23 protein-coding genes, 1 pseudogene and 1 riboswitch are annotated in these 26,078 nt (G+C 58.7%); of the genes and pseudogenes, 10 read left to right on the plus strand and 14 right to left on the minus strand.

The features are described 5' to 3' along the window. Positions 1-38: 38 nt before the first annotated feature. Positions 39-965, minus strand: a complete 927-nt coding sequence (locus tag AFK24_RS10875; protein WP_065833246.1) for a Gfo/Idh/MocA family protein — start codon at positions 963-965, stop codon at positions 39-41. 404 nt (positions 966-1,369) lie between these two features. Between AFK24_RS10875 and AFK24_RS10880 the strand changes: the two genes are divergently transcribed. Further along, positions 1,370-2,572, plus strand: a complete 1,203-nt coding sequence (locus AFK24_RS10880; RefSeq protein ID WP_065833247.1) for an HD-GYP domain-containing protein — start codon at positions 1,370-1,372, stop codon at positions 2,570-2,572. Positions 2,573-2,694: 122 nt separating this feature from the next. Here AFK24_RS10880 and AFK24_RS10885 read toward each other — a convergent pair whose 3' ends face one another. From AFK24_RS10885 to AFK24_RS10905, 5 genes are all read right to left on the minus strand, one after another. Beyond that, positions 2,695-5,430 (minus strand): LuxR C-terminal-related transcriptional regulator, encoded by a 2,736-nt coding sequence (locus tag AFK24_RS10885; protein WP_065833248.1) that lies wholly within the window; start codon positions 5,428-5,430, stop codon positions 2,695-2,697. A 278-nt stretch (positions 5,431-5,708) separates the two neighbouring features. After that, positions 5,709-7,073: a DUF1329 domain-containing protein gene (locus AFK24_RS10890; RefSeq protein ID WP_065833325.1), complete on the minus strand. Its 1,365-nt coding sequence runs from the start codon at positions 7,071-7,073 to the stop codon at positions 5,709-5,711. 27 nt (positions 7,074-7,100) lie between these two features. Beyond that, a complete protein-coding gene (locus AFK24_RS10895; protein ID WP_065833249.1) occupies positions 7,101-9,038 on the minus strand; it encodes a DUF1302 domain-containing protein in 1,938 nt (645 codons plus the stop codon). Between the two features lie 361 nt (positions 9,039-9,399). Next, positions 9,400-11,076 (minus strand): fatty acid--CoA ligase, encoded by a 1,677-nt coding sequence (locus tag AFK24_RS10900; RefSeq protein WP_065833250.1) that lies wholly within the window; start codon positions 11,074-11,076, stop codon positions 9,400-9,402. Positions 11,077-11,392: 316 nt separating this feature from the next. Continuing rightward, positions 11,393-12,022: a LysE family transporter gene (locus tag AFK24_RS10905; RefSeq protein ID WP_065833251.1), complete on the minus strand. Its 630-nt coding sequence runs from the start codon at positions 12,020-12,022 to the stop codon at positions 11,393-11,395. Between the two features lie 87 nt (positions 12,023-12,109). On the opposite strand from AFK24_RS10905, the gene AFK24_RS10910 reads away from it, so the two are divergent. The 3 genes from AFK24_RS10910 to AFK24_RS10920 all read left to right on the plus strand — a co-directional run bounded on the left by AFK24_RS10910 (position 12,110) and on the right by AFK24_RS10920 (position 15,049). Continuing rightward, positions 12,110-13,072, plus strand: coding sequence for a 2-hydroxyacid dehydrogenase (locus AFK24_RS10910; RefSeq protein WP_065833252.1), 963 nt, complete (start codon positions 12,110-12,112; stop codon positions 13,070-13,072). Between the two features lie 144 nt (positions 13,073-13,216). Continuing rightward, positions 13,217-14,215, plus strand: coding sequence for a class I SAM-dependent methyltransferase (locus AFK24_RS10915; RefSeq protein ID WP_065833253.1), 999 nt, complete (start codon positions 13,217-13,219; stop codon positions 14,213-14,215). A 39-nt stretch (positions 14,216-14,254) separates the two neighbouring features. Continuing rightward, a riboswitch (yybP-ykoY riboswitch) is annotated at positions 14,255-14,394 on the plus strand. 70 nt (positions 14,395-14,464) lie between these two features. Further along, entirely contained in the window at positions 14,465-15,049 is a 585-nt protein-coding gene (locus AFK24_RS10920; RefSeq protein ID WP_065833254.1) for a TMEM165/GDT1 family protein, read from the plus strand. 155 nt (positions 15,050-15,204) lie between these two features. Here AFK24_RS10920 and AFK24_RS10925 read toward each other — a convergent pair whose 3' ends face one another. Further along, positions 15,205-16,023: a M48 family metallopeptidase gene (locus AFK24_RS10925; RefSeq protein ID WP_065833255.1), complete on the minus strand. Its 819-nt coding sequence runs from the start codon at positions 16,021-16,023 to the stop codon at positions 15,205-15,207. A 1,321-nt stretch (positions 16,024-17,344) separates the two neighbouring features. On the opposite strand from AFK24_RS10925, the pseudogene AFK24_RS32025 reads away from it, so the two are divergent. Both AFK24_RS32025 and AFK24_RS32030 read left to right on the plus strand, forming a co-directional pair. Continuing rightward, a pseudogene (locus tag AFK24_RS32025) lies at positions 17,345-17,539 on the plus strand (HAMP domain-containing protein); the annotation flags it as partial. A gap of 114 nt (positions 17,540-17,653) precedes the next feature. Continuing rightward, positions 17,654-18,397 (plus strand): methyl-accepting chemotaxis protein, encoded by a 744-nt coding sequence (locus AFK24_RS32030; protein ID WP_414705928.1) that lies wholly within the window; start codon positions 17,654-17,656, stop codon positions 18,395-18,397. 223 nt (positions 18,398-18,620) lie between these two features. Here AFK24_RS32030 and AFK24_RS10935 read toward each other — a convergent pair whose 3' ends face one another. Genes AFK24_RS10935 through AFK24_RS10945 form a run of 3 tightly spaced genes read right to left on the minus strand, consistent with a single transcriptional unit; the run spans position 18,621 to position 19,744 of the window. After that, on the minus strand, positions 18,621-19,250 hold the full coding sequence (locus AFK24_RS10935; protein WP_020290447.1) for an SOS response-associated peptidase: 630 nt from the start codon (positions 19,248-19,250) through the stop codon (positions 18,621-18,623). 51 nt (positions 19,251-19,301) lie between these two features. Beyond that, positions 19,302-19,562: a putative signal transducing protein gene (locus AFK24_RS10940; protein ID WP_065833257.1), complete on the minus strand. Its 261-nt coding sequence runs from the start codon at positions 19,560-19,562 to the stop codon at positions 19,302-19,304. Next, positions 19,562-19,744 carry a CPXCG motif-containing cysteine-rich protein gene (locus AFK24_RS10945; protein WP_003318204.1) on the minus strand — a complete coding sequence of 61 codons (183 nt, stop codon included), beginning with the start codon at positions 19,742-19,744 and terminating at the stop codon, positions 19,562-19,564. The genes AFK24_RS10940 and AFK24_RS10945 overlap by 1 nt, the downstream gene beginning before the upstream one ends. Positions 19,745-19,866: 122 nt before the next feature. On the opposite strand from AFK24_RS10945, the gene AFK24_RS10950 reads away from it, so the two are divergent. Further along, on the plus strand, positions 19,867-21,030 hold the full coding sequence (locus AFK24_RS10950; protein WP_170826318.1) for a 1-acyl-sn-glycerol-3-phosphate acyltransferase: 1,164 nt from the start codon (positions 19,867-19,869) through the stop codon (positions 21,028-21,030). Positions 21,031-21,099: 69 nt separating this feature from the next. Here the strand turns inward: AFK24_RS10950 and AFK24_RS10955 are convergent, their stop codons facing one another. Then, on the minus strand, positions 21,100-21,369 hold the full coding sequence (locus AFK24_RS10955) for a hypothetical protein (protein WP_065833259.1): 270 nt from the start codon (positions 21,367-21,369) through the stop codon (positions 21,100-21,102). Positions 21,370-21,513: 144 nt separating this feature from the next. Here AFK24_RS10955 and AFK24_RS10960 point away from each other — a divergent pair, with 144 nt between their 5' ends. Continuing rightward, complete coding sequence (locus AFK24_RS10960) at positions 21,514-21,720, plus strand: hypothetical protein (protein WP_020290451.1); 207 nt, start codon at positions 21,514-21,516, stop codon at positions 21,718-21,720. Positions 21,721-21,899: 179 nt separating this feature from the next. Here the strand turns inward: AFK24_RS10960 and AFK24_RS10965 are convergent, their stop codons facing one another. Beyond that, on the minus strand, positions 21,900-22,481 hold the full coding sequence (locus AFK24_RS10965) for a YajG family lipoprotein (RefSeq protein ID WP_020290452.1): 582 nt from the start codon (positions 22,479-22,481) through the stop codon (positions 21,900-21,902). Between the two features lie 173 nt (positions 22,482-22,654). Between AFK24_RS10965 and AFK24_RS10970 the strand changes: the two genes are divergently transcribed. After that, positions 22,655-22,888, plus strand: coding sequence for a hypothetical protein (locus AFK24_RS10970; protein ID WP_065833260.1), 234 nt, complete (start codon positions 22,655-22,657; stop codon positions 22,886-22,888). A 731-nt stretch (positions 22,889-23,619) separates the two neighbouring features. Beyond that, positions 23,620-25,128, plus strand: coding sequence for a malate dehydrogenase (quinone) (gene mqo, locus AFK24_RS10975; RefSeq protein ID WP_065833261.1), 1,509 nt, complete (start codon positions 23,620-23,622; stop codon positions 25,126-25,128). A 56-nt stretch (positions 25,129-25,184) separates the two neighbouring features. Here the strand turns inward: mqo and AFK24_RS10980 are convergent, their stop codons facing one another. Then, positions 25,185-25,472 (minus strand): PA4642 family protein, encoded by a 288-nt coding sequence (locus tag AFK24_RS10980; RefSeq protein WP_065833262.1) that lies wholly within the window; start codon positions 25,470-25,472, stop codon positions 25,185-25,187. A 67-nt stretch (positions 25,473-25,539) separates the two neighbouring features. Then, entirely contained in the window at positions 25,540-26,028 is a 489-nt protein-coding gene (locus tag AFK24_RS10985; RefSeq protein WP_065833263.1) for a hypothetical protein, read from the minus strand. Between the last annotated feature and the right edge of the window lie 50 nt (positions 26,029-26,078).

The following is a 26,078-nucleotide window of genomic DNA, read 5'->3' on the forward strand; positions in this document are numbered from 1 at the left end:
GGCCGTAAGTTGAAATGCGTTTCGTTGCAGCGAGGCGATCAGTCGTAGAACGGTTCCACCCGTTCGCGGCTGCCGACGAAGAAGCTGTCCGCCACGAGACGCAACGGTTGCAGGTCCAGATCGCTGGTTTTATTGCGAATCAGCGTTTCGAAGTGCCGATAGACCGCTGGATATTCTCCCTCTTCACTGACCTGATGGGCAACGCCATCAATGCTCAGGTGGGCGCCGCCGTTATCCAGGCGCAGCGTCCCTTCCTCGCAGCGCACTTCGATGCTCCACAACTCATCATGGCCGTGATCGAAATCGAACTCGGCGCGAACATCCAGATGATTGGAATCCGATAGCCGCAGGGACGCAGCAATCGGCGACTGGCAGTTGCTCGGCACGCGCAGCTCGGCGGATTGCACGAACAACGCTAACGGCAGCAAGTGGGTGGCGATGGACAGCGCGTTGATGCCTGGATCGAAGACCCCAAGTCCACCCGGCTGCCAAATCCACGCCTGACCTGGATGCCACTTGCGCACGTCTTCCTTCCAGTCGATCTGCACCGACTCCAGGGCTCGGCTCGCCAGCCAGTCCCGTGCAACCTCGACCCCCGGGGCAAACCGGGAATGCCAGGCAAACAAGCCACTGATCCCTTGCGCCTTAGCCTGATCAATCAAGGCCATGGCTTCGCCGAGCGTCGCGCATGGCGGCTTCTCCACCAACACGTGTTTACCGGCAGCAATGGCCTCACTGACCAGAGCGAAGCGGCCTTGGGGCGGCGTGCAGAAGACAATGGCGTCCACTTCCGGGCCTTTGGCAAGCATTTCGCCGAGAGAGCTGAAGTTCTCTGCGCCTGGGCATGGTTGCCCGAGACTGGCTACAGCCAATAGCCGGAACGCAGGATTGGCGAGTATCGCCGGTACGTGCTGATCCTGGGCTATCTTGCCGTAGCCGATTAAACCGAGACGAATCGGCTGCATGGTAGGTTCCTTTTTTTGTGCTTGTTGGATGCAGCAAACTAGACGCAAATCAGTGCGCCGACAACCGGTTCGCAGCACGCTGCAGCGAATGTGCGGCAGTGCGCCCGAGCAAAAATCCTGGCGCCGCAAATAGCGTGCGTTTACGAACAATAATGAACATTGATAGGGAACTAACGGCCGACAAACAACTGTTTGATAATTGGCGGAATTGTAAAATCACCAGAACGCAAATAAATTTATTTGCCCAGTGTTTATGGCACTTGAATATTTATCATTTTAACTCTTTGAATCCATTGAATAATTCATAATTACTCAATGTATTAAAAGTTATCTACCGGACTGGTTATTTTTAAATATTTTTTCATATACTGGCGTAACGCAATCAGTACCTCAAGGCGGCAGTCATGCTGAAAAAAATCCTTGTAACCGATCTTGAACTGGGTATGCATATCCATGAATTCTGCCGCACGCCGGGCAACGAGATACCTTGGATAAACCACATCGAGGTGCCGCTCAATGACATTGAAGAGCTGCACAGGATTCAACAATCAACTGTGAGGGAAGTCTGGATCGATACCCATCTGGGCAAACCTGGCTCCGGCCAGTGCCAGCCTCGACCTTCAGCACTGCTTGATGACACTGAACCTGCCAGCCTGGAAAAGGAACTGGCCCGCGCCAGGCTGATCTGCGGCCGGGCGAAGTTGGCCGTGATGACGATATTTACCGAGGCCAAGATGGGCAGAGCGATGAATGTCGCGGATGTCGATCTGCTGGTCGAAGAGATTTCCGATTCAATACTGCGTCATCCCCATGCCCTGATCAGTTTGTCGCGTCTGAAAACCTCAGACGAATACACCTATATGCATTCGGTGGCGGTCTGCGCCTTGATGATCGCCCTTGCGCGGCGCATGGGACTGAGCAGTGACCAGGTTCGTCACGCGGGAGTCGCGGGCCTGATGCACGACGTGGGCAAGATGATGATCGACCCGGAAATCCTCAACAAACCCGACCGGCTCACCCCTGAAGAATTCGCGGTCATGAAGTACCACCCGGAAGCTGGCTTGAAAATCCTCGAGGACAATCAGCAGGTCAACGCCATGGTGCTGGACGTCTGTGTTCACCATCACGAAAAAATCGACGGCAGTGGCTACCCGCATGGACTGGTCGGCGATGAAATCAGCATGTACGCCAAGATGGGTGCGATCTGCGACGTCTATGACGCGGTAACCTCGGAACGGCCTTACAAAAAAGGCTGGGGCGCGGCGCAGTCGATTCGGGAGATGGCCACCTGGAAAGGTCATTTCGACGAAAAAGTGTTTCAGGTCTTTGTCAAGACATTGGGCATTTACCCGGTCGGGGCGCTGGTCAGGCTGGCAAGCGGTCGGTTGGGCATCGTCGTCGAACAGAATGAAAAATCACTGTTGTTGCCCAAGGTCAAAGTGTTCATGTCCACCCGCACCAAACGCCCCATCGAACACCGCGTGGTCAACCTCGCCAATCCCCAGGACCACGACACAATTCTGAAAGTCGAATGCCCGGAAGACTGGGGAATCACCGATGTGGAAGAATTGTGGTCGGGGATGAAATCCGGGTCGTTGACGCAATGATGAAACTCAAAAACGCCTGTTGGCGAGGCTTGCTGTAGGACCGGCTTTAGCCGGGAGGGCAATTGAGGCCTTCGCGACTAAAGTCGCTCCTACGAAATCAGTTGATTCAACACACCAACCCCTCACCCCAATAAACCCAACTCCTTCGCCCGCGCCACCGCCTGAGTGCGACGCTCGACGCCGAGCTTGCTGTTGATGTGGCTGGCGTGGGTCTTCACCGTATGCAGCGAAATGAACAGCTGATCGCTGATTTCCTGATTAGAACAACCTTGGGCGATGAGCTGAAGCACGCTGAACTCCCGGACGCTGAGGGTATCGGTCGTATGCATCGGCTCGACGGGTTCACGCACACGGATCTCAATGGGCAGTTTGCTCATTAGGGTATCGCGTAGCTGGCAAGGCTCGGATTGCAGCAACTGCTCACGCAACCAACACGGATGGCGCTGGATCAATTCGTGGAATGGCAGCACAGCGCCTCCGGAAGCGGCGTGCAGGCAGCGACTGAACAAGAGCCGCGCTCGTCCTTCTTCCGCAGTGCCCAGCAGCAAAAGTATTTGCTGAATCAACGCCGTCAGCACCAGCAGTTGGCCATCGACCTTCTGCGCATAGCTTTCCAGCGCCTGCAACCGCTGGGTACACGCTGCGACATTGCCCTGAATCCGCTCCAGCGCGGCGCGTTGCAACTCGACTTGCTGCGGCAATTGCGGATGACACTCCGGCGCCGCGGCGGGTGCGTCCCCGCTGTAGGTCTGCGTCAGCCGCAAGAGCCAGGCTTCGGCCAGATCGACGCGCCCTTGCGCCAGCCACAGCTCACATTTGACCAACGTGATCATCGCCAGGTAATACACCGGCGGCACGTCCCAGATATGCATCAGCCGTTCGGCTTCACCCAGTTCAGCAAATGCTTCGGCGTAGCGGCCTTCGCGCCCTTCCAGCCCGGCAATCACACAGTGGCCGATCAACACGCTGATGTCGCGACAGGCACGGGCTTCGGCCAGACCGGCAAGCAATTGCACCCGGCCATCTTCGGCCTGCATGCGCAGCGTCAACAGGTAGCCTTCATAAAGCGTCAATCGCGCACGGATCGCATACAAACGTTGCGACGATAGTCCCTTGAGCCGTTGCATGCCCTGATGAACTTCATCGAGGGATCGGTTGATTTCGCCACGCGCTTGCAGCACTCGCGCACGATCGTAATGCGCGAGCGCTTCGAACAGAGGATTGGCAACGCGCTGCGCCAACTCCAGCGCATCACGGTTCAGCGCACGGGCTCGCCACAGATCGCCATCGACAATGGCCAGGCCGGACAAGGTCGACAAGCACAATAACCGCTGGCCGTAGCGTTTTTGCGGCAGGCTGAGCAAAGCCTCGGAGCAATAAAGCTGGGCCCGGGCGCTGTCGCCTCGGCCTCTGGCAATGATGCCGCTGAGCGCCAGCCATTGGGCAAGCATGGAGTTTTGCGCCGTAGACGACGGCGCGGGCAGAAATCGACTCAGGTTGCTGGCCAACTCTTCGGCGGCATCCAGCTGACACGCCAGACCCAAAGCCCAGGCGTACAAGACAATCAGCCGCGGCGTGCTGATCAGCAAGCTATCGGGCAGGTCCATTTTCCAGCGCAACAGCATGCCGACGTTCTGTTCGGCCAGCAATTGCTCTTCGGACAGGCTCTGCACCAGATTGGCGGCGACGTCCAGATGGCCCGCGCGCAAGGCCTGCTCGACCGCTTCGTCCAGCAATCCCTGATCACTGAACCAGCGGCATGCATTCAGGTGCAGCCGGGTTTGCCGCAGCTCGGCATCGGGTCGGGCCCGCAGCAGATCGGAAAACAAATGGTGATAACGAAACCAGCGGCCATGCTCGTCCAGCGGCACGAGAAACACCTGATGGGATTGCAGGAAACGCAGCATTTCCGCGCTGTCGTGGCTGTCGCGAGCGGCATTGCACAACTCACTGCAGAAACGCTCCAGGCACGCGGTCTCGTACAAAAACGCTTGAACTTCAGCGGGCAGGCAATCGATGACTTCTTCGAGCAAGTAGTCGCGGATCAACCCTTCGCCACCGTGCAGCGCCTGAGGCAGCGCGTTGTCACCACCCGCTTCAGACGCGGCCAGCAACCAGAAGCGCAGCCCGGCGACCCAGCCTTCACTGCGCAGAATCAGGCTTTGCAACGCCTCGCTGTCCAGCGAACTGCTGTGCTGATCGAGCAGCGCCCGCGACTCGCAATGGGTCAGGCGCAAATCCTGTTCGGTGAGTTCGAGTAATTGTCGCGAAAGGCGCAAGCGCGCCAGATGCCAGTCCGGTCGTTGCCGGCTGGTGACCATGATGATCAGGCCGGCAGGCAAATGATTGAGGAAAAATTGCAGACAGCGATCCAGCACCGGCCCTTGCGCCAGATGGTAATCATCAAGGACTAACAACAGCGGCTTGCTCAGTAATAGATGCACGGCCAGTTCATCGAGCAGGCCGTCCAGCCATTCTTCAAAGGCAAATGGCTGATGGCGCTGGCGCATCTTCAACAAACCAAGCGCCTGGGCGCCCAGTTGGGGAAAAAACTGCTGCAACCCGGCCATCAAGCGTTCGAGAAAACGCCCTGGATCGCTGTCACGCTGACTGAGTCCAACCCAAACGCTCTGCCATTGAGCCGGAAGACTCTGGCAGAACTCTACCGCCAGTGAACTCTTGCCGAATCCGGCCGGCGCGCTGACCAGCAGCAGCCGTCCAGACAAGCCAGCCGCCAGCCGCTCGCACAAGCGAGGACGGGATATGTATCCGTCAGGTAACGGGGGTCGAAAAAATCGCCCTTCCAGCGCGGGTACCGCGCTGTCTGCGAATCCTTGCATACGGGACAGATCAGTCATGGCCGGCTCTTGTTGTTGAAGCGCTATTAGCGGCTAAGCAGATAGTCCCGAGACTAGCGGTTAAGCGGCGCCTTTTGAAGGCGGTTGCCGAAAAGACTGTAACAAAATTCCTACAATCACCATTGCGAATGCCTGGACATAGAAAAGCCCCGGTTAAGGGGCTTTCAGGTCTATCGATTATCCTACTGGTGCACCAGACCTGTAGGACCGGCTTCAGCCGGGAGAACGTCCTCCCGGCTGAAGCCGGTCCTACAGTTTTCACGCCTGATCAAGCCAGATCAACGCACCCCTTCCTGACGCAGCGCATTCGGGGTGAACTCGCTGGTGGTAGCGGTGAAGCCGAAGTCGTACGCGCTTTTCTCTTCGTTCTTCATACCCAGTGCCAGATAACGGCCCGATTGCAGGTCATACAGGGTTTCCAGGGCGTACCACGGCACTTGCTTGTCGTAGTAGTTCTCGGCGTGAGCTTCCGCCACGCGCCACAGTTGGCCGCGACCGTCGTAGTGGTCGATCACCGCTGCCTGCCAGGTGTCTTCGTCGATGAAGAAATCACGCTTGGCGTAGATATGGCGCTGGCCTTCCTTCAAGGTCGCCGTCACATGCCAGACACGACGCAGCTCGTAGCGCGCCAGGTCCTGATTGATGTGACCGGCCTTGATGATGTCGGCGTACTTGAGCTTCGGATCGTCCAGCTTGTGGCTGTTGGAGGCGATGTACAGTTCCTGCTTGCCGATCAATTTCCAGTCGTAACGATCCGGCGCACCGTTGTACATGTCGAGGTTGTCGGAGGTGCGCAGGCCATCGGCCGCAGTACCTGGACCGTCATAGGACACTTGCGGCGCGCGGCGCACACGACGTTGACCGGCGTTGTAAACCCACGCCGAACGCGGCTCCTTCACCTGATCAAGAGTTTCGTGAACCAGCAGCACGCCACCGGCCAGACGTGCCGGCGCGGTCACTTCCTGCTTGAAGTAGAACAGGATATTTCCAGGGTTCTTCGGATCGAAGTCTTTCATCTTGTCGCGAAATACAAACTGATCGCGGAAATACACCAGGCTGAACGAGCCGTTGGGCTGCGGAGTGGCCTGGGTGACCAGACGCGTCACGCTGCCGCCGCGATAGCGTGTGATGTGGTTCCAGATCACTTCAACGCCCGTTGCCGGAATCGGAAACGGCACCGCGGTCTCGAAGTTTTCCAGACCGTTGCCGCCGCCCACCGACTTGGTGTTGGTGGCGTTTCTCTTGATGGCGGCGAATACGTCATCCGGCACGGTCGCGCCGCGATGGGACGGGTAGACCGGCATCTTGAAGGTTTCCGGGTAGCGCTTGAACATTGCGTACTGCCCAGGAGCAAGCTTGTCCTTGTACTGCTCGACGTTGGCAGCGGTGATCGTGAACAGCGGTTTTTCGCTGGCATACGGGTTGGCCAGGAAACCCTTGCTGTCCACCGCGCCTGCATTTTTCGGCATCGGACTCCAGGCTGGAATCGTATTGGCGGCGTTGCCGGCTTTTTCCGCGCCCATGGGTGTCAATGTGGTTCCAAGCTTCGCGGCTTCCGATTCAGACACTGCGGCCATGACACCGGTTGCCAGCAATGACAGGCTCAAGACACCGATTTGCAACAGACCTTTTGTTATTTTCATTTTCATATTCGTCCTGAAACCGTGTTCTTAGAAATTCATGCCGAAGCTGAGCGCAACGAAATCGCGATCATCAACAGTCGTGTACTTGCCATCGAAGAAGTTGGTGTAAGAGAGGTTCGCCGTGTAGGTGTTCTGGTATTCGGCGTCCAGGCCGAGGCTGACAGCCTTGCGACCTTCCTCGAAGTTACCGCCGGGGCCCGGTGAGTAACCTTCGACGTCATGCGACCAGGCAACGCTCGGACGCAGGTTCACGCCAGCGAATACGCTGTTGTAGTCCCAGATGGCTCGGGCGCGATATCCCCAGGAGTTGGCCGTGGTGAAACCGTCGTCTTCGCAGTAGCGGCTCAGGTTGTTTTGCGCAGCGCCGGTCAAGGTGCTGGCGTTGAGCGTGGTGCATTGACCACCCGGCAGCGGGCCGGGGCCGTAGCTTGGGTCGCGGCCATAACGAACCTTCGAGGTATTTTCCAGACCGCCAACGTGGGTCCAGCCAACTTCACCGACCACGGTCAGACGTTCTGCGCCCATCACCTGATCGAAGAACTGGGTGAAGGTGGTTTGCATCTGGGTGATTTCTTTACGGCGATAGCCCGGCTGATCGGTGTTCGGGCGACCGGTGAGCACCGAAACGTTCGGGTTGAGCGGCGACAGACCCGAATACAGGATGTCCGTGGTATTGACCTGCACCGGAGCGTTTGGACGATAGCTGACCTCGCCGCTCCACGCCGTGCCTGTAGGCAAGGTGGTGGAGAAACTCAGGCCATACAGGTGAATGTCTTCCGGGTATTCGACGTAGTAGCTGGAGTTGCCGGCAACCACGACTGGCAGCAGTGTCGGCGCCAACGCAGTAGCCGTGGCGACCGGAATACCATTACGCGCCAATGAACCCACCAGACCCGCCGCGCTGTAGGCACTGGCCGGGCCGCCCTTGCCGCTGAAGATCGGCGCACGGCTGTGGTAGTTCATGAAATACGCGCCGAACTCGGTGTCCAGCGGTTCGAAGTTGTAGTGCATTGCCACACCGAACTGACCGCTGTCACGGGCGTCACGGTCCGGGCCGCGACGCACGATGGCGCCTTCATCCGGATTGCCGAAGCGCACGCCTTGCTGGCTCAGGGAGTTGAGCACGGCAGCGCGGGCACCGGCAGGCAGACCAGCAGCGGTCAGCGAGCTGTTCAGGCCGTTACGGCTGCGCAATACGGCCAGGTTGTTGTCGCAGCCGTCGGAAATCACGTCCGGCTGGGAGAAGAATGTGCCGCAGTTGTCGGTGACGGTCTGGTCCCATTCCAGCTGGTAGAAGCCTTCAGCCGAGAGGTTTTCGGTAATGCTTTGCGACAGGTAGAACATGTTGACCGGAATCAAGCCTTCCTTGATTTCCGCGCCGGGACGCCGGAATGCCGAAACATCGATCGGGTTGATGCTGTTGATGCCGTTCTGGATGAAGGTACTTTCACCCCAGCTGACCACTTGTTTACCCAGACGTACCGAACCTGGCTCATCGCCAATGCTGTAGTTGTGGTAGACGAACGCATCGAGAATCTGGCCGCCGGAGGATTTGGCGCCCTCTTTGCGGTTGGAGTCGCTGATGTCCTTGAACTGACGCCCTTCGTCCTTGAGCTCGAAGTCATACCAGTACTTGCCACGCACGAACACGCCGGTGTCGCCGTATTTCAGTTCCAGATCGTGGATGCCCTTGAAGATCTTCGAAAACGTCTCCCCACGTTTGAAGTTCAAGTGGCCGTCATCGGACGTTTGCGACAGGCCGTGCCCGCCGTTGTTGGAGCCGATGAGGTTCTTGTTGGCTTTTTCAGTCGACCAACTGGCGCCCACAGAGAGCGACGAGTCGAACTTACCTTCGATTTCGCCGATGTTGAAACTGACGCCGAATGCAGGACCGGCGAGCGTAGAAGCGAGGCTGACGGCCAGGGGCAATCTCGCCCGGCGCCAGAACTGGTTTGCTGATGTCATCGACGCTACTCCATGTGCTTTTATTTTTTTTGGCAGTGGGTACTGCTAAAAACGACCGGACTTCTCGTCGAAATTCCGATTTTGACACTAATCGGGTAACCCAGAGGATTACGACACGACATTGCATCTTTTTGCGCTCTTACCCAGCCCCTGGTGCCGACTATATCCAGCCGGTTGCAGCGCTAGATCCCTCTAAAGTGTGATTTGCAGCATCAAACCCTCTGGCACGCGTATTTCCCCGCGACCGCTGCGGCGAGCCCGGTGAGGAGAGTGGTGTGAAATCGGTTTTTGACAAACCAGGCGCTTGTCTGGGGGCTATCGGCCGGACCTGCCGCACTCGGGGAGCGCGGCAGGTTGGGTATCAGAGAGTCGAGAGGAAGGTACTGTTACTGTTTTGCCATTCGACGATGTCCACCCGCATGCGCTTCTTGTCGAGTTTGCCGACGCTGGTCTTGGGAATTTCAGTAACAAGCGCGATCTGATGCGGAATCGCCCACTTGTTGATGTGCCCCAGTTCCACGAATGGCTTGAGGTGTTCCTTCAAATCCCGCGCGTCAATGCTATGCCCATCGCGGATCACCAGCAGCGCGAACGGCCGCTCGCCCCATTGCGGATCGGCGATACCCACCACGGCCACTTCGCGCACCGCCGGATGGCGACTGCACAGGTCTTCGAGGTCCAGCGACGAGATCCACTCGCCACCGGTCTTGATGACGTCCTTGATGCGATCACGAATATCGATGACGCCCATGCTGTCCAGCGTCGCCACGTCACCGGTATGCATCCAGCCGCCAGCCCAGAGCTCGGCGCCTTTCTGCGGCTCACGGTAATACCCTTCGCTCAGCCAGGGAGCGCGCAACACCAGTTCGCCCTGGGACTCGCCATCGGCGGGCAGAAAATTGCCGTCTTCGTCGACAATTGCCGCGTCCACCAGAATCCCCGGCACTCCGGCCTTGATCCGGTAGGTGATGCGCTCGTCTTCGCTGCCTGCGCGCAGTTCGTCATTCAAGTGAGCAACGGAAATCAGCGGCCCGGTTTCCGACATGCCATAAGCGGCAGTTAGTTGAATGCCACGGGCCTTGGCCGACTCGTACAAGGTGCGATTGAGCGAACTGCCGCCAATGATGATCTTCCAGCCACCAAAATCCATGCCTTGCGCGGCCTTGGCGTTGAGCACCATTTGCATGATGGTCGGCACGCAATGGGAGAACGTGACCTTCTCCTTGCGCCACAACTCGACAAGGAATTCAGGGTCGTAACGTCCCGGATACACCTGCTTGATGCCGAGCATGGTGGCCGCATACGGCATGCCCCACGCATGCACGTGAAACATCGGCGTGATCGGCATGTACACGTCATCGGTGCCCAGCAAGCGTTCGGCACTGCCGACAATGGTTGCCACACCCATGGTGTGCAGGACCAGTTGCCGATGGCTGAAATACACGCCCTTCGGATTACCCGTCGTGCCGGTGGTGTAGAACGTGGTGGCGATGGAGTTTTCGTCGAAGTCTTCGAATTCGTACTGGTTGCTCGCTTGCGCCAGCAGGGTTTCGTATTCGCCGACCAGACCAGGCAAATCAGCGGTCTTTTCCGGCAGATCGGTGAGCAGCAAAGTTTTCTCGACCGTGGTCAGATGCCCGGCAAGTGCCTGATACAGGCCGACAAACTCACTGTTGACCAGCACGAACTTATCTTCGGCGTGGTTCATGGTGTAGAGGATTTGCTCGGGTGACAGGCGCACATTAACGGTGTGGATCACCGCGCCAATCATTGGAATGGCAAACATGCATTCCAGATAGCGATGGCTGTCCCAATCCATGACCGCGACGGTATCGCCAGCCTTGACGCCTGCGGCCGTCAGGACATTGGCCAGCCGACAGACCCGTTCGGAAAGCTCGGGATAGGTATAGCGAACAGTGTCGCGGTAGACGATTTCACGCGTTTTTTCATAGCGACTGCCGGACATCAATAGCCGCTTGATCAACAGGGGGTACTGATAGGCGCCATCGGCTGGTGGAATAACGCGGGTCTGCAGCATAGGAGTTCCTTTTCGAGTGCAAAGTCGAGGCTTGAAAATATGCACTCTAGAGGCCCGGCCCGCCAGCCAAATCAGCCGAAGGGATGATTTGCTGGATGAGCGTCAGGGGAGGCGAATTGCCAGCTTTCTCTCAAAGCCATGGAGGATTCAACCCTGAAGCTGACACCGCGCTATACCGCAGCCGACAAGAGATCCGTAGGACCGGCTTCAGCCGGGAGGGCGAGAGTTCTAACGACGTGGCTGCTGCGCGTGGAATGGCCTCCTCCCGGCTAAAGCCAGTCCTACGCAATGCATTCCAGGTGGTGTGATGGCTTTATCAGCGAATCTCGGTAAACGCCAGTTTCAAGCCCAATGCCACCAGCACGGCGCCCATGGCCCGATCAAACCAGTGGCCCATACGCGCGAAGCCTGCGCGGACACGCTCCTGGCTGAACAGGCGCGCCACCATGCAGAACCACAGGCCGGTTGCCACTGCCAGGTAAACGCCGTAGCCCGCTTGCACCCACAATGGCGTGTGCGGATTGATCACCACGGTGAACAGCGACAGAAAGAACAGCGTCGCCTTGGGGTTCAGACCGTTGGTAACAAAGCCGCTGGTAAAGGCGCCGCGCGCCGTGCGCTCACCCACCGCAACCTTGACCGGAGCATCGCTGGCGTTGGCCGGTTTGGCGCGCAAGGCCTTGAAGCCGATGTACAGCAGATAAGCCGCAGCAGCCCATTTCAAGGCGTTGAACAGCACGATGGACTGGGAAACGATCAGACCGATCCCCAACAACGAATAGCCCACATGCACAAAAATCGCGGTGCCCACGCCCATGGCCGTATACGTCCCGGCTTTGCGGCCGTGGGTCACGCTTTCACGCACCACCACGGCGAAATCCGGGCCGGGACTGGCGACGGCGAGCAGGTGAATCAAGGCAACGGTCAGAAATTCCGCCCAATACATGCGTTTCTCCAAAAATGTAAGCAAGCGTTTCGCTCTGTTAGGCTGACCACATTAAGCCTTCGAAACTTCCAATAACAGGTACAGCTGATGAGCAATCACGGTAAGGCAGTTTTTCTCGACCACACTTCCCTGGATCTGGGTGATCTGGACTTCAGCACGTTGCGCGAATGTTTTACCGATTTGGTGCTGCATGCCAGCACCACGCCCGATCAGGTGATTGAACGTCTGCAAGGCGCAACCGTGGCGATCAGTAACAAGATCATGATTGATGCGGCCACCTTCGCCGCATGTCCCGACTTGAAGCTGGTACTGGTCACTGCGACCGGCACCAACAACGTCGACCTGGAGGCCGCCCGCCAGCACGGCGTCACCGTCTGTAATTGCCAGGGTTACGGCACGCCGTCGGTGGCCCAACACACGCTGATGTTGTTGCTCGCCCTCGCTACCCGGCTGCCGGACTACCAGAACGCCGTGCAACACGGCCAGTGGCAGAAGTCGAAACAGTTTTGCCTGCTGGACTTCCCGATTTTCGAACTGGAAGGCAAAACCCTCGGTTTGTTGGGTCATGGCGAACTCGGCGGCGCGGTGGCCAAGCTGGCTGAAGCCTTTGGCATGCGCGTCCTGCTCGGACAAATCCCCGGCCGCCCGGCCCGCGCTGATCGCTTGCCGCTGGCAGAACTGCTGCCGCAGATCGATGCCTTGACCTTGCACTGCCCGCTCAATGAGCACACGCGCGACATGATCGGCGCGCATGAGTTGAGCCTGCTCAAGCCCCATGCGTATGTGATCAACACCGCGCGCGGCGGGCTTATCAATGAACAGGCGCTGGCTGATGCGTTGCGCAACGGTCATCTGGGCGGCGCTGCATCGGATGTCTTGACCGTGGAGCCGCCAGTTGCTGGCAATCCGCTGCTGGCCGGCGATATTCCGCGCCTGATCATCACCCCGCACAGCGCTTGGGGTGCTCGTGAGGCACGGCAACGGATCGTTACCCAGGTTACGGAAAATGCGCTGGCGTTCTTTGCCGGTAAACCGATGCGGGTGGTGTAGGACCGGCTCGTAGGACCGGCTTCAGCCGGGAGAAAGTTTTACATTAGGCTCCCGGCTAAAGCCGCTCCTACGGACTCGTGCCTCGGCGTAACCGGCTATGACCCAAGCTCTGCTAGACTGCGCCCCTTTTCAAGGAGCCCTTCAATGGACCCGCGCAGTGAAGTGTTACTCCGTCAGGCCGAGCTGTTTCAGGGCTCGTTGCTGCTGGCCGGCTTGCCAGCCGATGATCTGCTTGGCCGTTTGCCAGAGGCACGCGGCTGGTGCTGGCATGCGGGCGATCAGACGGCTCTGGATGCGCGCTTTGAGGGCCGCACGCACTTTGGTGTCGACGCGCCGCACGAAGCTTTCGACACTGCCGTGGTGTTTCTGCCCAAATCCCGTGATCTGACCGATTACATCCTCAATGCCCTGGCCTCCCGCCTGGCCGGCCGCGAGTTGTTTCTGGTCGGAGAGAAACGCAGCGGCATCGAAGCGGCGGCCCGCCAGTTGAGCCCGTTCGGTCGTGCGCGCAAGCTGGACAGCGCGCGGCATTGCCAACTGTGGCAAGTCACCGTCGAGGAAGCTCCGCAAGCGGTAACCCTGGAAAGCCTCGCCCAGCATTACGACGTGGAAATGGATGATGGCCCGCTGAAAGTCGTCAGCCTGCCGGGCGTCTTCAGCCACGGTCGTCTGGATCGCGGTTCGGCGCTTTTGTTGCAGAATATCGACAAGCTGCCCAGCGGCAACCTGCTGGATTTCGGCTGTGGTGCCGGCGTCCTCGGGGCTGCGGTAAAACGTCGCTACCCGCACAACAACGTGATCATGCTCGACGTGGACGCCTTCGCCACGGCCAGCAGCCGTCTGACCCTGGCCGCCAATGGCCTGGAAGCCGAGGTGTTGACCGGCGACGGGATCGACGCAGCGCCCATGGGTTTGAGCACGATTCTGAGCAACCCACCGTTCCATGTCGGCGTCCATACCGATTATCAGGCAACGGAAAACTTGCTGCGAAAAGCACGCCAACATCTGAAATCAGGTGGCGAACTGCGCTTGGTAGCGAATGCCTTCCTCAAGTATCAGCCGCTGATCGAAGAGCATCTGGGCGTGTGCGCAATCAAGGCTCAGGGCAACGGTTTCCGGATCTATCGCGCCAAGCGCGCCTGAAAATAAGCGCTTGCCGAATGCGGTCTGCGTAGGCAGAATCCGCTCCGTCCTAGGGGAGTAGTCTCCCACGAGCGCCATGCTCGTCCGGTACGCATCAACATACTTGGTCCTCAGACCATGGTGCGTACGACCCCGAATCCGCTCAGACGGATTGGTGGTTTGACCAGACCTATGACACGAACACCTTACCCGGGGCGGGGAGGCTGTACGTGTCATAGCCGTGTCGACCCGCCCCTTAGGAAAACCCTGATGCTGGAATCCCTGTTGGTCCCCACCGCTGTCGTGGCACTTGCCGAAATCGGTGACAAGACCCAACTGCTCGCCCTCATTCTCGCCGCGCGCTTTCGCAAGCCCTGGCCGATCATCGCCGGTATTGTCGCGGCCACCCTGGCCAATCACGCTGCGGCAGGTGCAGTCGGTGCCTGGTTTGGCAGTTTCTTCTCTGATGCCACGTTGCACTGGATTCTGGCCGCGAGCTTCACCGCCACCGCGTTGTGGACGCTGGTCCCCGACAAGATGGACGACGACGAAGCCGGCAATGGCCGAAAATTCGGGCCGTTCCTGACCACGCTGATTGCGTTCTTCATCGCGGAAATCGGCGACAAGACGCAAATCGCCACGGTGATGCTGGCGGCGCAATATTCCTACCTTTGGCTAGTGATTATCGGCACGACGCTGGGTATGTTGATCGCCAACGTTCCGGTTGTCCTGGCGGGCAACTTCGCCGCCGACAAGCTGCCATTGACCTTGATCCGGCGCCTGGCGGCCTGCGCCTTCTTCGTGCTGGCGCTGGTCGCGGTGTACAAGGCGATGCAGGTGAGCGGCTGGGTTTGATCAACCTTGACCTCTAGGCAAGGAATGGACCCGTAGGACCGGCCTTAGCCGGGAGGGCAAGCGTTCCGGCAACAGAGCTGCTGCGAATGGACTGGCCTCCTCCCGGCTAAAGCCGGTCCTACGCGATACGCTCCCAAAGTTCCGGGTTTGCTTGATCAGGACTTCTTCGCGGCCTGATACAACGGCATCACCTTGGGAATCGCCGCCTGCAACGAAGCGACCCGAGTGGCCGAGGCCGGGTGAGTGCTCATGAATTCCGGCTGAGAACCACCGGAGTTCTGGCTCATCTTCTCCCACAGCGTGATGGCGGCGTTCGGGTTGTAGCCGGCGCGAGCCGCCAGCTCCAGGCCAAGCAGATCGGCTTCGTTTTCATTGCCGCGACTGTTCGGCAAGGTCAGGCTGTAATTGACCACTGTGTCGGCCAGCGCGAGGCTGTCCTGCCCCAATCCGAGCAAGGCACCCGCGCCTTGCTTGGCCATCGCTACGCCATACGCCTTGGACATCGCTTCGCGGCCGTGTTCGCGCAATGCGTGGGCGATTTCGTGGCCCATGACTGCGGCGATTTCATCGTCGGTCAGTTTGAGTGTGTCGATCAGCCCGCTGTAAACAATGATCTTGCCGCCGGGACCGCAATTGGCATTCAGGTCATCGCTCTTGATCAGATTGACTTCCCACTGCCACTGCGCGGAATCCGGACGCAGCTTCGGCGCCTGGGCAATCAGCCGGTCGGCAATCGCATGCACGCGTTTAGCATTGGCGCTGCTGGTATCGAGCACACCTTTGCCGGACGCTTCGCTCACCGTTTCCTGATAGGACTGGGCGTACATCTTGTTCACTTCGTCAGTCGAAAGCATGCTGAACATGTATTGCTTGCGCTCGACCCCCACCGCATCCCCGCTGGTGGTGTTTACAGACTGGCAACCGCTGAGCAACAGGCTGGTACTCAAGGCACATAAGGCAACTGAACGACGCATGGTGAATCTCCCTGGAAACATGCTGGTGATTCTGGACGGCGAACAGTTTATGCGCCAGAGATCATCCGATAGCCCTTTTGGTCAGCTGATCCGGCTGATGGTTCCCAACAAACGGACATATCCAATAACGACGTACTGGTACGATTTACGTCCATTTGAGGGGATGTAGTTCATGCTTCTGTAGAGCTTAGCCGATAGACAGTTCAGACGTAATGTCACGTCCGGAGCCTCTATGAAGTTCAAATCGATCCAGTCTTCAATCGCTGCACTGGCGGGCGCCATTGTGCTCAGCGTTGTTGTCGCGTTAGTGCTGTATGCGTTGTTTTCTGGAGCGCGGACCCAGGCGATGGTCGAACAACGAACCCTGGCGCAATTCGAACAATCAGTGGAATCGCGTTTAGGTGCACTTGCCCGAACCCAGGCCAGCGATATCAAGCGCGAGCTGGAAACGCCGCTGTTGATCACCGCCGGCCTGGCCAGGACCAACGCCTTGCTGGGGATCAATGACAGTAAGGGCGAAGCGCAGCTGAAAATCAGCCGCGAGCAGATGCTCAATCTGCTGCGCAATACCGTGGAGCAGAATCCGAAGATTCTCGGCGCTTACATTGGTTGGGAGCCGAACGCTGTGGATCATAACGACGCCGCATATGTGGATTCCACCACTGCCGGTGCCGATCCAAAAGATGGCCGCTTCATGCCTTGGTGGTACCGCAAGACTGACGGCAGCCTGGCACTGGAAAAGCTCGCCAGCCTTGAGGACACCAAGCTGTTGTCCACTGGCGTGCGTTCAAGTGAGTATTACTTGTGCTCCCGGGAAACCAGGAAAGCCTGCGTCATCGACCCCGCGCCTTACAGCGTCGGCGGCAAAATGGTCATGCTCTCGTCGTTCATCGAGCCCGTCATGATCAACGGCACCTTCCAGGGCATCGTTGGCGCGGACCTGTCGGTGAACTTCATTCAGGACATGCTTGAAGCCGCTGACAAAAAGCTCTACGACGGCGCGGGCGAAATGGCCTTGATCTCCAGCAACGGCGCACTGGTCGCCTACACCAAAGACCCGTCCAAGCTCGGCGAAAAAGCCACCACCATCCTGGACGCCAGCGAAGTCGCCAACCTTGCCAAAATCAACATTGGCGAGGTGCGCTACGAAACTGACAAGGAACACGGGCACATCGAGGTGTACATGCCGTTTGGCATTGGCGCGACCGATGCGCGCTGGACGTTGATGATTCAGCTGCCTCTCAGCGCCGTCATGGCCGACCTGAACACGCTGCAAAGCGATTTAAGCAAGCAGCACGACACCGACATTCTCGGCATGGCCATGGTCGGTTTGCTGATCGCGGGCGTCGGCTTGCTGGTGATCTGGCTGGTAGGACGCGGGATCGCGCACCCACTCAAACAGATGGTCAGCATGCTCAACGACATCGCCCAGGGCGAAGGCGACCTGACCAAACGCCTGCACAGCGACCGGGCCGATGAAACCGGGCAGATTGCCGAGGGTTTCAACACCTTCCTCGGCAAGTTGCAGGTCATGATCAGCCAGGTGGTGACGTCGGTGCAGAAGGTCAGCGACTCCTCGGAGCACACCGCCGATATCGCCATCCGGACCAATCTGGGCGTGCAGAAGCAGATGTCGGAAATCGATCTGGTCGCCACGGCGGTGCATCAAATGACCGCCACCGCTCAGGACGTCGCCCGCAACGCCACACAGGCAGCGCAAGCGGCAAGCCATGCGGACAGCGCTGCCCATGAAGGCATGCAGATTGTGCAGAACACCTCGAATTCAATCAGCAACCTGGCTGTGGAAATCGGCCGCGCGGTGACTGTCGTGCAGACGCTGGCCAAGGACAGCGAGAACATCAACGCGATCCTGACCACCATTCGCGGGATTGCCGAACAGACCAATCTGCTGGCCTTGAACGCCGCAATCGAAGCCGCCCGCGCCGGCGAGCAAGGGCGCGGCTTTGCGGTGGTTGCCGATGAAGTGCGCAACCTGGCGCAGAAGACGCAGCAGGCGACCCAGGAAATCCAGAGCATGATCCAGCAACTGCAGAGCGGCACCCGCGAAGTGGTTCAGGTCATGGAAGGCAGCCAGAGCAAGACCGCCGAAAGCGTCAGCCATGCCGCCGACGCTGCGCAGGCGCTGGACACCATTACCAAGGCAGTGTCGGTGATCAACGACATGAACACCCAGATCGCCAGCGCCGCCGAAGAGCAAAGCGCGGTCGCCGACGACATCAACCGCAACGTGATCAACATTGGCCAGGTCGCCAATGAAGTCGCCGGCGGCGCCGACGAGTCCAGCCAGGCCAGCGCCGAATTGACCAAGTTGGCCGAGCAGCAGCGGCGGTTGATCAATCAGTTCAAGGTGTAATTCTGGTAGAACCGGCCTCTTCGGGGACAAGTCCCCTCCTACCGGGTTTCACGGATTCGGTAGGACCGGACTTGTCCGGGAAGGCGTCCGTTTGGGCAATGGAGAACTGCCAGCTGAATTGAGTTTGGCTGGCCCGGCCTCTTCGGGGACAAGTCCCCTCCTACCGAGTTTCACGGATTCGGTAGGACCGGACTTGTCCGGGAAGACGGCAGTGCGGACACCACTACAAAGGCGTCAAACACTCCGGCGCATTGAGCTTTGGATCATTCACCAGATTGGCCAGCGGCCGTTCGCGCAGGGCGGTTTGCGGGCTGGCGAGCAGTGCTTGCAGAGTGGGCAACGGCGTGTCGGCGGCCAGCCAGTCTTTCTGTCCCTGGGCATCAAGAATCAACGGGCGGCGCTGGCTGGCGGCAAGTTGGGTCACGACCGCAACACTCAAATAGGTATGCCCTTGCACCGGATACGCTTCCCAGATCGCGGCGAAAAACAGTGCCGAGCCCTCTCCCGGCGTCAGCCAGAACGGCCGTTTGCGGGTCGTGCCGCGCCATTCGTAGAAACCATTGGCGGGCAGCAGACAGCGCCGTGAACGAAACGCATCGCGAAACATCGGTTGTTCGACCAGGGTTTCGGCGCGGGCATGAGCCGGCGTGCGCGACAGGTCGGTCAGCCAGGCTGGGGTCAAACCCCAGCGCGCGCGGGCCAGTTCAAGATCGCCTTCGGTTTCGCTGCTGGCGCGCAGCATCAATACCGAGTCGGCCGGGGAAATATTCCACTGCGCCTGTTGGTCAGCCGGGAAACCGGGCAAGGCCGCAAAAGCGGGCGTCCAACGAAACAGGGCATAACGTCCACACATGAGGGCAACAAGACTCTTCAGGCAGCTAAAAAAACGGAATCGGGCAGCGCGTCAGCACACCAGCACGTCGGGAAAATTGTCCGGCTCGTCTCCGGACACAGGCAGCGCTGCATTGTACGCAGTGATCAACTCCCGTGCGTGTTCGGCCTGATCGTTATCCACCGACAGACCCAGCACACCAAAAATCGGCAGATCGCCCACCCCGCCCAGCAGATCCCTGCCGGTCAGATGCGCCTGCACGCCTTCACTGGCAAGCATGCCTTGTAGCAACTCGCCTTCCAGCAGGTTTTCCGGCTCGTAGATTTTCTGCATTACTCATTCTCGCTGCGCACGTCCAGATTCCAGTCTTCGCCGTCGGTCTGCAGATCGAAAACGATCGGTCGACAGCAGACCGGGCAATCTTCGATGTACTGCTGATCGCCGCCGGAAAGATCCAGCACCGCTTCGACCGGTTCGCCGCAGTAAGGGCAGTCGTAACTCTGTAATTCCTGCATCAAGGTCTCCAGGACTAGTTGTGCGTATAATCGCGCTCTATTTGAAGGCTGATGCACTAGAGTCTGAACGTTATTTTCAGACCCAGCCTCCCTTTTCCTGCCATTCCCTACAAGAGAGCATGATGGGCGAATTCGATGCCATCCGACCTTACGACGACGCCGAAGTCCCAGCTGTACTCGCGCGCCTGCTCAGCGACAAAGCATTCCTGGCGATCCTGACTCATTTCCGCTTCCCGCGCCTGGCCGGCGCGTTTGGCTGGGTGCTGCAACCGGTTCTGGCGCGCAAGCTGCGTCGCGAGTTTGCCGGTATCGATTCAGTGGCCACGCTTCAGGACAAGGTCGAGTATTACGTCGACCACACCATTGAGCGCGCCACTGACGGTGTGACCTATACCGGAGTCGAGCAGTTCAAGTCCGGCAGCGCCTATCTGTTTCTGGCCAACCATCGGGACATCGTGATGGACCCGGCCTTCGTCAATTACGCAATTTATCACGCAGGCTTGCCGACCCCGCGCATTGCCATCGGCGACAATCTGCTGCAAAAGCCCTTCGTCAGCGACCTGATGCGTCTGAACAAGAGTTTCATCGTGCACCGCTCCATCATCGGACGCCGGGAAAGGATGGCGGCGTATCAGCTGCTGTCAGCGTACATCAATCACTCGATTCGCAACGATTGCCAGTCGATCTGGATCGCCCAGGCCGAGGGTCGGGCCAAGGACGGCGACGACCGAACCGAATCGGCGATCCTGAAAATGTTCCACATGAGCCGCAAGGACGAGCCGTTTGCCGAGGTGATCCACTCGCTGAACCTGACGCCCGTGTCGATCAGCTACGAATACGATCCGTGCGACCACGCCAAGGCACGCGAACTGTACATCCGCGCGACCACCGGGAGTTACACCAAAGTGCCGGGCGAGGATGACGTCAGCATCGCGCTGGGGATTACCGGCTACAAAGGCCGGGTGCATGTGAACTTCGCGCCGCCGATCACCGAGCTGTTCGAGGACACCAAAGCGCTGGCCATCGAAATGGATCGGCAGATCCTCGGCGGCTATCGCCTGTTCCCGGTGCATTACCTGGCTTACGCGCAATGGGCCGATGCGGATCCAGCACTCGGCGTGCCATTGGCGGCGGATGTGTTTGCGCCCGAGGAACTGGCCAAAGCCCAGGAAGAGTGGCAGCGCCGCCTCGAAGGGTGCCCGGAAGAACATCGTCCGTTTCTGGTCCAGCAATACGCGACGCCGGTACGTAATCAGTATCGGGTCAAAGCCGGAATCGCGCTGTAACCCGCGGACGGCTGCAAAGAACAAGGCGCTCTTGAGGAGCGCCTTGTTCTTTATGGGTTACAGCATGGGTTACAGCCCGGTACTGACCCACGACAGCAGCAACGCAAACCCCAGACAAGCCGCACCCACGCGATAACACAAACGGTTCATGCGCAATAACGAGACGTCCATCAAATGCATGGGTTCGTCGATCTGCGACAAGGCGCTTAGCACTGCGAGCTGCCTGAGTTCGCGCTGTTCCCGGTTTCGCGTCACGTACAGCAGGCCGATTCCGGGGCAAGCCGCCAGCAATGCGAGCAGGTTGAGGGTAAAGGCAGGCGTAAGGGGTAACAGCGACATTGCAGCCTCGATGGCGTGTTCAAAGCGCGCCGTGGGGTTCAGAGTTGATAGAACTCTAATCTAGCCACCGTCACCTTAACGTAACCTGAACCGGGCACTGTATGGCACCTCGAGGGATAACCTCGATCCCTTCTGGAGCCATTCATGCTGCACGCCAAGAATCAGGACCGCCTGTATCTGATCGCCCCGAGCGACGAACAGGAAGCATTGATCGACGCTTTGTCCTTCAACGTCCAGGACCGCCACTGGCTGGTGTACTGCGCCCTCGGCGGCCATCAACACCATGATCTGCCGGACATGGATCAACAGACCGGTTTCAGTTTTCTGGATTTTTATCAGCAGGCTGCATGATGTAAGCAGCCTGTTGGAGCGAGGCTTGCCCGCGAAGCCTTTTGTTTCATCCCCGGAAAAATGGGTACATGCACCGACCTCTTCGCGGGCAAGCCTCGCTCCAACGGAAGTCCCGCGCACCAACAAAAAACCCGGCCTCTTCACAGAGGGCCGGGTTTTTTGATCCCGCGGTAACGCTATTACTGCGCCAGCGTGCGGCCAATCGTCTGATCCTGGAACAGACGCGTCAGCGCATCGCTCAACACGTCGCTGACCAGCTTGGTGTTGGTTTCCTGGTTCGGCGCCATGCCGAAGCGCTGGTCCAGGGATGCGGCGTAACGACCGCTGTAGCTTTTACCGTTGTTCTGCACGTCAGCGCGGAACGTCGAGCTGATGGTCGCCTCGGTTACATACAGGCCTTCTTTAGGCGACTGATACTTCAGGTCGGCGAGGGTCACGGTCAGTTGCGGACCGCTGCCACTGGCACTCGGCGTGAAGCCCAGCAAACGTACAGCCGCTTCGGCCTGAGCTTGCAGCTTGGGCAGCAGATCGGCACCGGATACGCTGATCGCGCTGGTTTCCGGGTACATGCCGCCACGGGTGCCGAGTGTCGGGCCAGGACGACCATCAACCACACGCACGACAACCGGCTGGCCACGGCCGACAGGCGCAAGCTGGGCGTTCAGCTTGGGCTGCGGACTAAGTTGTTGCGGGCTGTGGGCACAGCCGACCAGCGTAAGACTGCTAACAGCAAGCAAACCAAACAAAATGCGACGCAGCATGCTCATCTCTCCATGGGCAGGGCACTAAATGTGCCGCAGTATAGCGGCGCTCACGGCACGCTAACCAGTTGAAAATCGGACTGCAAACAGACCGCAATGGTTCAGCAACACAGGTGTCACCGTCATGTCACGTCCAGCGTGCAACCTATGCTCAATCCAACAGGAGCATCGTCATGGACTTTCTCTGGTCAATGTTCAGCCTGCGTCGTCAATATCGCCACTACGCCCGCGTCGACCAATCCGGCATTTGCCAGGCATTCAAACGCTGCCGTCAGGCTCCGGCAGGCAGCGAATGGGTCGAAATCGTCGAAGAAAATCTCTCCTGGCTCGGCGCTCCACTGCCCGCCAACGCCCGCAGACAGCGAGCTGCACGCCGGTCCGCTGCGCACCGGCTGCTCACCGTCTGACCGCACGACGAATAAAAGTCACTTAATCAGATCAATTCCCGTCGTTTCATCGCTATAATCTCCCCCCGATTATAAGGACGTCTCCTGATCGGGCCTCGCAGCATTGCTAATCACTGGATTAGCGCCTTCGTATTGCCCACAGAGAGCCGCCCACACAGATCATGTGCAGGCATCTGTACTCGCTGGCTGGTGAATCGTTTCGAACCTTTCCTGCCATAAAGCGCCTTACTCTTGCCTGCCTTCGATCTGCCAGAGCTGCCATCGCGCAGCCCTTTTTGAGGTTTGAGGTTCACGTTTCCAAAAGAGCGTGAAAAAAACGGGTTTCACAACTTCACAAGAGTGTGGCGAGCAAATGAATAGGTACGCGTTTGTAAATGCACCATTATTAGCGTCTGACCCAGCCCCTTTGAACAGGATTGATCGCTGCTGCGCAGTCTCCATGACCGGAGCCTGAAGCCTGTCCCCTACGGATTTGGTTGCATTACCGGAGGCCTTGACGATAGTCGAATGGCCGCTCGGCCTGAAAAATGCGTTCATGCAAGCTTTATGAACCGCTTATTCAGGTCCGCTTGGTGACCTCCGTTGACGATGCGAAAAATTGCGAAGAACCGGACATGCCGATCCTGGCCAGCGTTACCTGGGGACTACTTTGATCCATGCCCCGCGACCTGGCGACCGACCTCGGGATCGTATGCCGTCAATTTGGTGCTGCAGATTTTGGAGACGCGTTAATGGCGCATAACGAAGCAGTTGATGTGGTATTGGTCGGGGCAGGCATCATGAGTGCCACCCTTGCCGTACTGCTCAAAGAGCTCGACCCCAGCCTGAAGCTGGAAGTCGTTGAGCTGATGGATTCTGGCGCTGCGGAGAGTTCCAACCCGTGGAATAACGCCGGTACCGGCCACGCCGGGCTTTGCGAACTGAACTACACGCCGCCTGCGGCCGACGGTTCCATCGACATCAAAAAAGCCGTACACATCAACACCCAGTTCGAAGTCTCGAAGCAGTTCTGGGCGTATCTCACGCAAAAAGGCACTTTCGGTTCCTCGAAGTCGTTTATCGCCTCGGTGCCTCACCTGAGCTTTGTCCAGGGTGCGGAAGGCGTTTCGTTCCTCAAGACTCGCTATGAAGCCATGCGCAAGCATCACGCGTTTGCGTCCATGGAATACACCGAAGACAAGGCCACTCTCGCCGAGTGGATGCCGTTGATGATGCCCGGCCGCCCAGCCGATGAACAGATCGCCGCGACCCGTGTGATGCACGGCACCGACGTCAACTTCGGCAACCTGACCAACCAGCTGCTCAAGCACCTGACCAGCGCCCCGGATTCACAGGTCAAGTACTGCAAGCGCGTGACCGGCCTGAGCCGCAAAGGTGCGGGCTGGAGCGTCAGCATCAAGGACGTGAACAGCGGCAGTACTCGCGAAATCGACGCCAGGTTCGTCTTCCTCGGCGCAGGCGGCGCGGCCTTGCCGTTGCTGCAGATGTCGGGCATCGAAGAAAGCAAAGGTTTTGGCGGCTTCCCGGTCAGCGGCCAGTGGCTGCGTTGCGACAACCCGGAAGTGGTCAAGCGTCACCAGGCCAAGGTCTACAGTCAGGCAGCCGTCGGTTCGCCGCCGATGTCCGTACCGCACCTGGATACCCGCGTGGTGGACGGCAAGAAATCCCTGCTGTTCGGACCCTACGCCGGTTTCACTACCAAGTTCCTCAAGCACGGCTCGTTCCTGGATCTGCCATTGTCGGTTCGCGCCGCCAATATCGGACCGATGCTGGCCGTGGCCCGGGACAACATGGATCTGACCAAGTATCTGGTCAGTGAAGTCATGCAGTCCATGGAGCAGCGTCTTGACTCCCTGCGCCGCTTCTACCCCGAAGCCAAGGCTGAAGACTGGCGCCTGGAAGTGGCCGGGCAACGGGTGCAGATCATCAAGAAAGACCCCAAGAAAGGCGGCGTGCTGCAATTTGGCACCGAACTGGTGTCGGCGAAGGATGGCTCTCTCGCAGCCCTGCTGGGCGCTTCACCCGGCGCTTCGGTAACAGTGTCGATCATGCTGGAACTGATCGACCGTTGCTTCCCGGAAAAAGCCCGTGGCGAGTGGGCTGCCAAGCTCAACGAGATCTTCCCGGCGCGGGAAAAGATTCTCGAAACCGATGCGCAGCTCTATGAGCGCGTCAGTACCGAGAACAACGAGCGCCTGGAACTGATCGAGAAACGCAGCCCTGTACAGAGCATCGCGTGATCGTTCGGCCATAAAAAAACGCCCTTCGGGGCGTTTTTTTTGCTCTGAGGTTTCAATCAGCCGCGAGCTTTTTCGATCAACTCGATGTATTCCTCGGCATTGCGCTGATCCTTGATCAAGGCGATGAAATCGTTGCCATGCTCGTCCTTGCCGTCAAAGTCGTAACCGGCTTCGCGGAAGAACACCAGGAACCGTTCGAAATCATTGACCCGCAGGCCACGGTAAGCCTTGATCAGCTTGTGCAGCGACGGCGCTGTGGCGTCGACCGGCTCGAAATTGAGAAACAACTTGATCTGCGCATCGCCGATCTCGTCTCCGATCAACTGTTTCTTATCTTTACGCATTGCTGACTCCAACTGAATCGCGGACATGTTAACCGGCGGGCAGTTTACCCCCCGCCCGGCTCAAGGCTCAACGCATACGCGCAGGTGTGGTGTGCAAATCGGCCCAGACGTGGCCGTTGGCATAGGTCAGGAACTGGCAGTAGACCTTCTCGCTGCGCAGCAGATCGACCATCATCCGATATTGGTTAACCGGGTAATACAGGGTCAACACGCGGCTTTTTTCGTCGTAAGCGGGCTTTTTCAGGCTTTTGCTTTCGCCGTCAAAATGGATCAGCACTTCGGAAATGCTCGCGCCCTTGTTCAGCGGCTTGCCCTTGAGGCGCAGCAGGATCGGCGAGGTCACCGGAATCGGCTGCTGATTGGACTGCCGCTGGCTGCCGATCACCACGGAATATTCAGTGATCTGCAACAACTGCTGCTGCTCGGGCTCGCCTTCCCGGACGTTCAGGTCGTCGGGCGGCAGATACTGGGCATGCATTGGCTCGGCTGAAACGCTTGCCACGACAGGCAAACTGCACAAAAGCGCCAACGCCGCGCTACGGATCAAAAACTTCATTTCGACTTCCCGCAAGGACTGGGCTGGCACTTTAGCATGGAGGCTGAGGA

Origin of the sequence: Pseudomonas syringae, assembly GCF_001698815.1 — a bacterium.
In the GTDB taxonomy this organism is placed as follows: Bacteria; Pseudomonadota; Gammaproteobacteria; order Pseudomonadales; family Pseudomonadaceae; genus Aquipseudomonas; species Aquipseudomonas syringae_A.

Bases quoted from the DNA above. Each gene is read 5' to 3' on its own strand.
- AFK24_RS10980 (WP_065833262.1), bottom strand. From the start codon at position 25,472: ATGCGTAAAGATAAGAAACAGTTGATCGGAGACGAGATCGGCGATGCG.
- AFK24_RS10945 (WP_003318204.1), bottom strand. From the start codon at position 19,744: ATGCAGGAATTACAGAGTTACGACTGCCCTTACTGCGGCGAACCGGTC.
- AFK24_RS10955 (WP_065833259.1), bottom strand. From the start codon at position 21,369: ATGTCGCTGTTACCCCTTACGCCTGCCTTTACCCTCAACCTGCTCGCA.
- mqo (WP_065833261.1), top strand. From the start codon at position 23,620: ATGGCGCATAACGAAGCAGTTGATGTGGTATTGGTCGGGGCAGGCATC.
- AFK24_RS10900 (WP_065833250.1), bottom strand. From the start codon at position 11,076: ATGCTGCAGACCCGCGTTATTCCACCAGCCGATGGCGCCTATCAGTAC.
- AFK24_RS10965 (WP_020290452.1), bottom strand. From the start codon at position 22,481: ATGCTGCGTCGCATTTTGTTTGGTTTGCTTGCTGTTAGCAGTCTTACG.
- AFK24_RS10915 (WP_065833253.1), top strand. From the start codon at position 13,217: ATGGACCCGCGCAGTGAAGTGTTACTCCGTCAGGCCGAGCTGTTTCAG.
- AFK24_RS10905 (WP_065833251.1), bottom strand. From the start codon at position 12,022: ATGTATTGGGCGGAATTTCTGACCGTTGCCTTGATTCACCTGCTCGCC.
- AFK24_RS10885 (WP_065833248.1), bottom strand. From the start codon at position 5,430: ATGACTGATCTGTCCCGTATGCAAGGATTCGCAGACAGCGCGGTACCC.
- AFK24_RS10920 (WP_065833254.1), top strand. From the start codon at position 14,465: ATGCTGGAATCCCTGTTGGTCCCCACCGCTGTCGTGGCACTTGCCGAA.
- AFK24_RS10985 (WP_065833263.1), bottom strand. From the start codon at position 26,028: ATGAAGTTTTTGATCCGTAGCGCGGCGTTGGCGCTTTTGTGCAGTTTG.
- AFK24_RS10875 (WP_065833246.1), bottom strand. From the start codon at position 965: ATGCAGCCGATTCGTCTCGGTTTAATCGGCTACGGCAAGATAGCCCAG.
- AFK24_RS10890 (WP_065833325.1), bottom strand. From the start codon at position 7,073: ATGAAAATAACAAAAGGTCTGTTGCAAATCGGTGTCTTGAGCCTGTCA.
- AFK24_RS10880 (WP_065833247.1), top strand. From the start codon at position 1,370: ATGCTGAAAAAAATCCTTGTAACCGATCTTGAACTGGGTATGCATATC.
- AFK24_RS32030 (WP_414705928.1), top strand. From the start codon at position 17,654: ATGTCGGAAATCGATCTGGTCGCCACGGCGGTGCATCAAATGACCGCC.
- AFK24_RS10925 (WP_065833255.1), bottom strand. From the start codon at position 16,023: ATGCGTCGTTCAGTTGCCTTATGTGCCTTGAGTACCAGCCTGTTGCTC.
- AFK24_RS10960 (WP_020290451.1), top strand. From the start codon at position 21,514: ATGCTGCACGCCAAGAATCAGGACCGCCTGTATCTGATCGCCCCGAGC.
- AFK24_RS10895 (WP_065833249.1), bottom strand. From the start codon at position 9,038: ATGACATCAGCAAACCAGTTCTGGCGCCGGGCGAGATTGCCCCTGGCC.
- AFK24_RS10950 (WP_170826318.1), top strand. From the start codon at position 19,867: ATGGGCGAATTCGATGCCATCCGACCTTACGACGACGCCGAAGTCCCA.
- AFK24_RS10935 (WP_020290447.1), bottom strand. From the start codon at position 19,250: ATGTGTGGACGTTATGCCCTGTTTCGTTGGACGCCCGCTTTTGCGGCC.
- AFK24_RS10940 (WP_065833257.1), bottom strand. From the start codon at position 19,562: ATGCAGAAAATCTACGAGCCGGAAAACCTGCTGGAAGGCGAGTTGCTA.
- AFK24_RS10970 (WP_065833260.1), top strand. From the start codon at position 22,655: ATGGACTTTCTCTGGTCAATGTTCAGCCTGCGTCGTCAATATCGCCAC.
- AFK24_RS10910 (WP_065833252.1), top strand. From the start codon at position 12,110: ATGAGCAATCACGGTAAGGCAGTTTTTCTCGACCACACTTCCCTGGAT.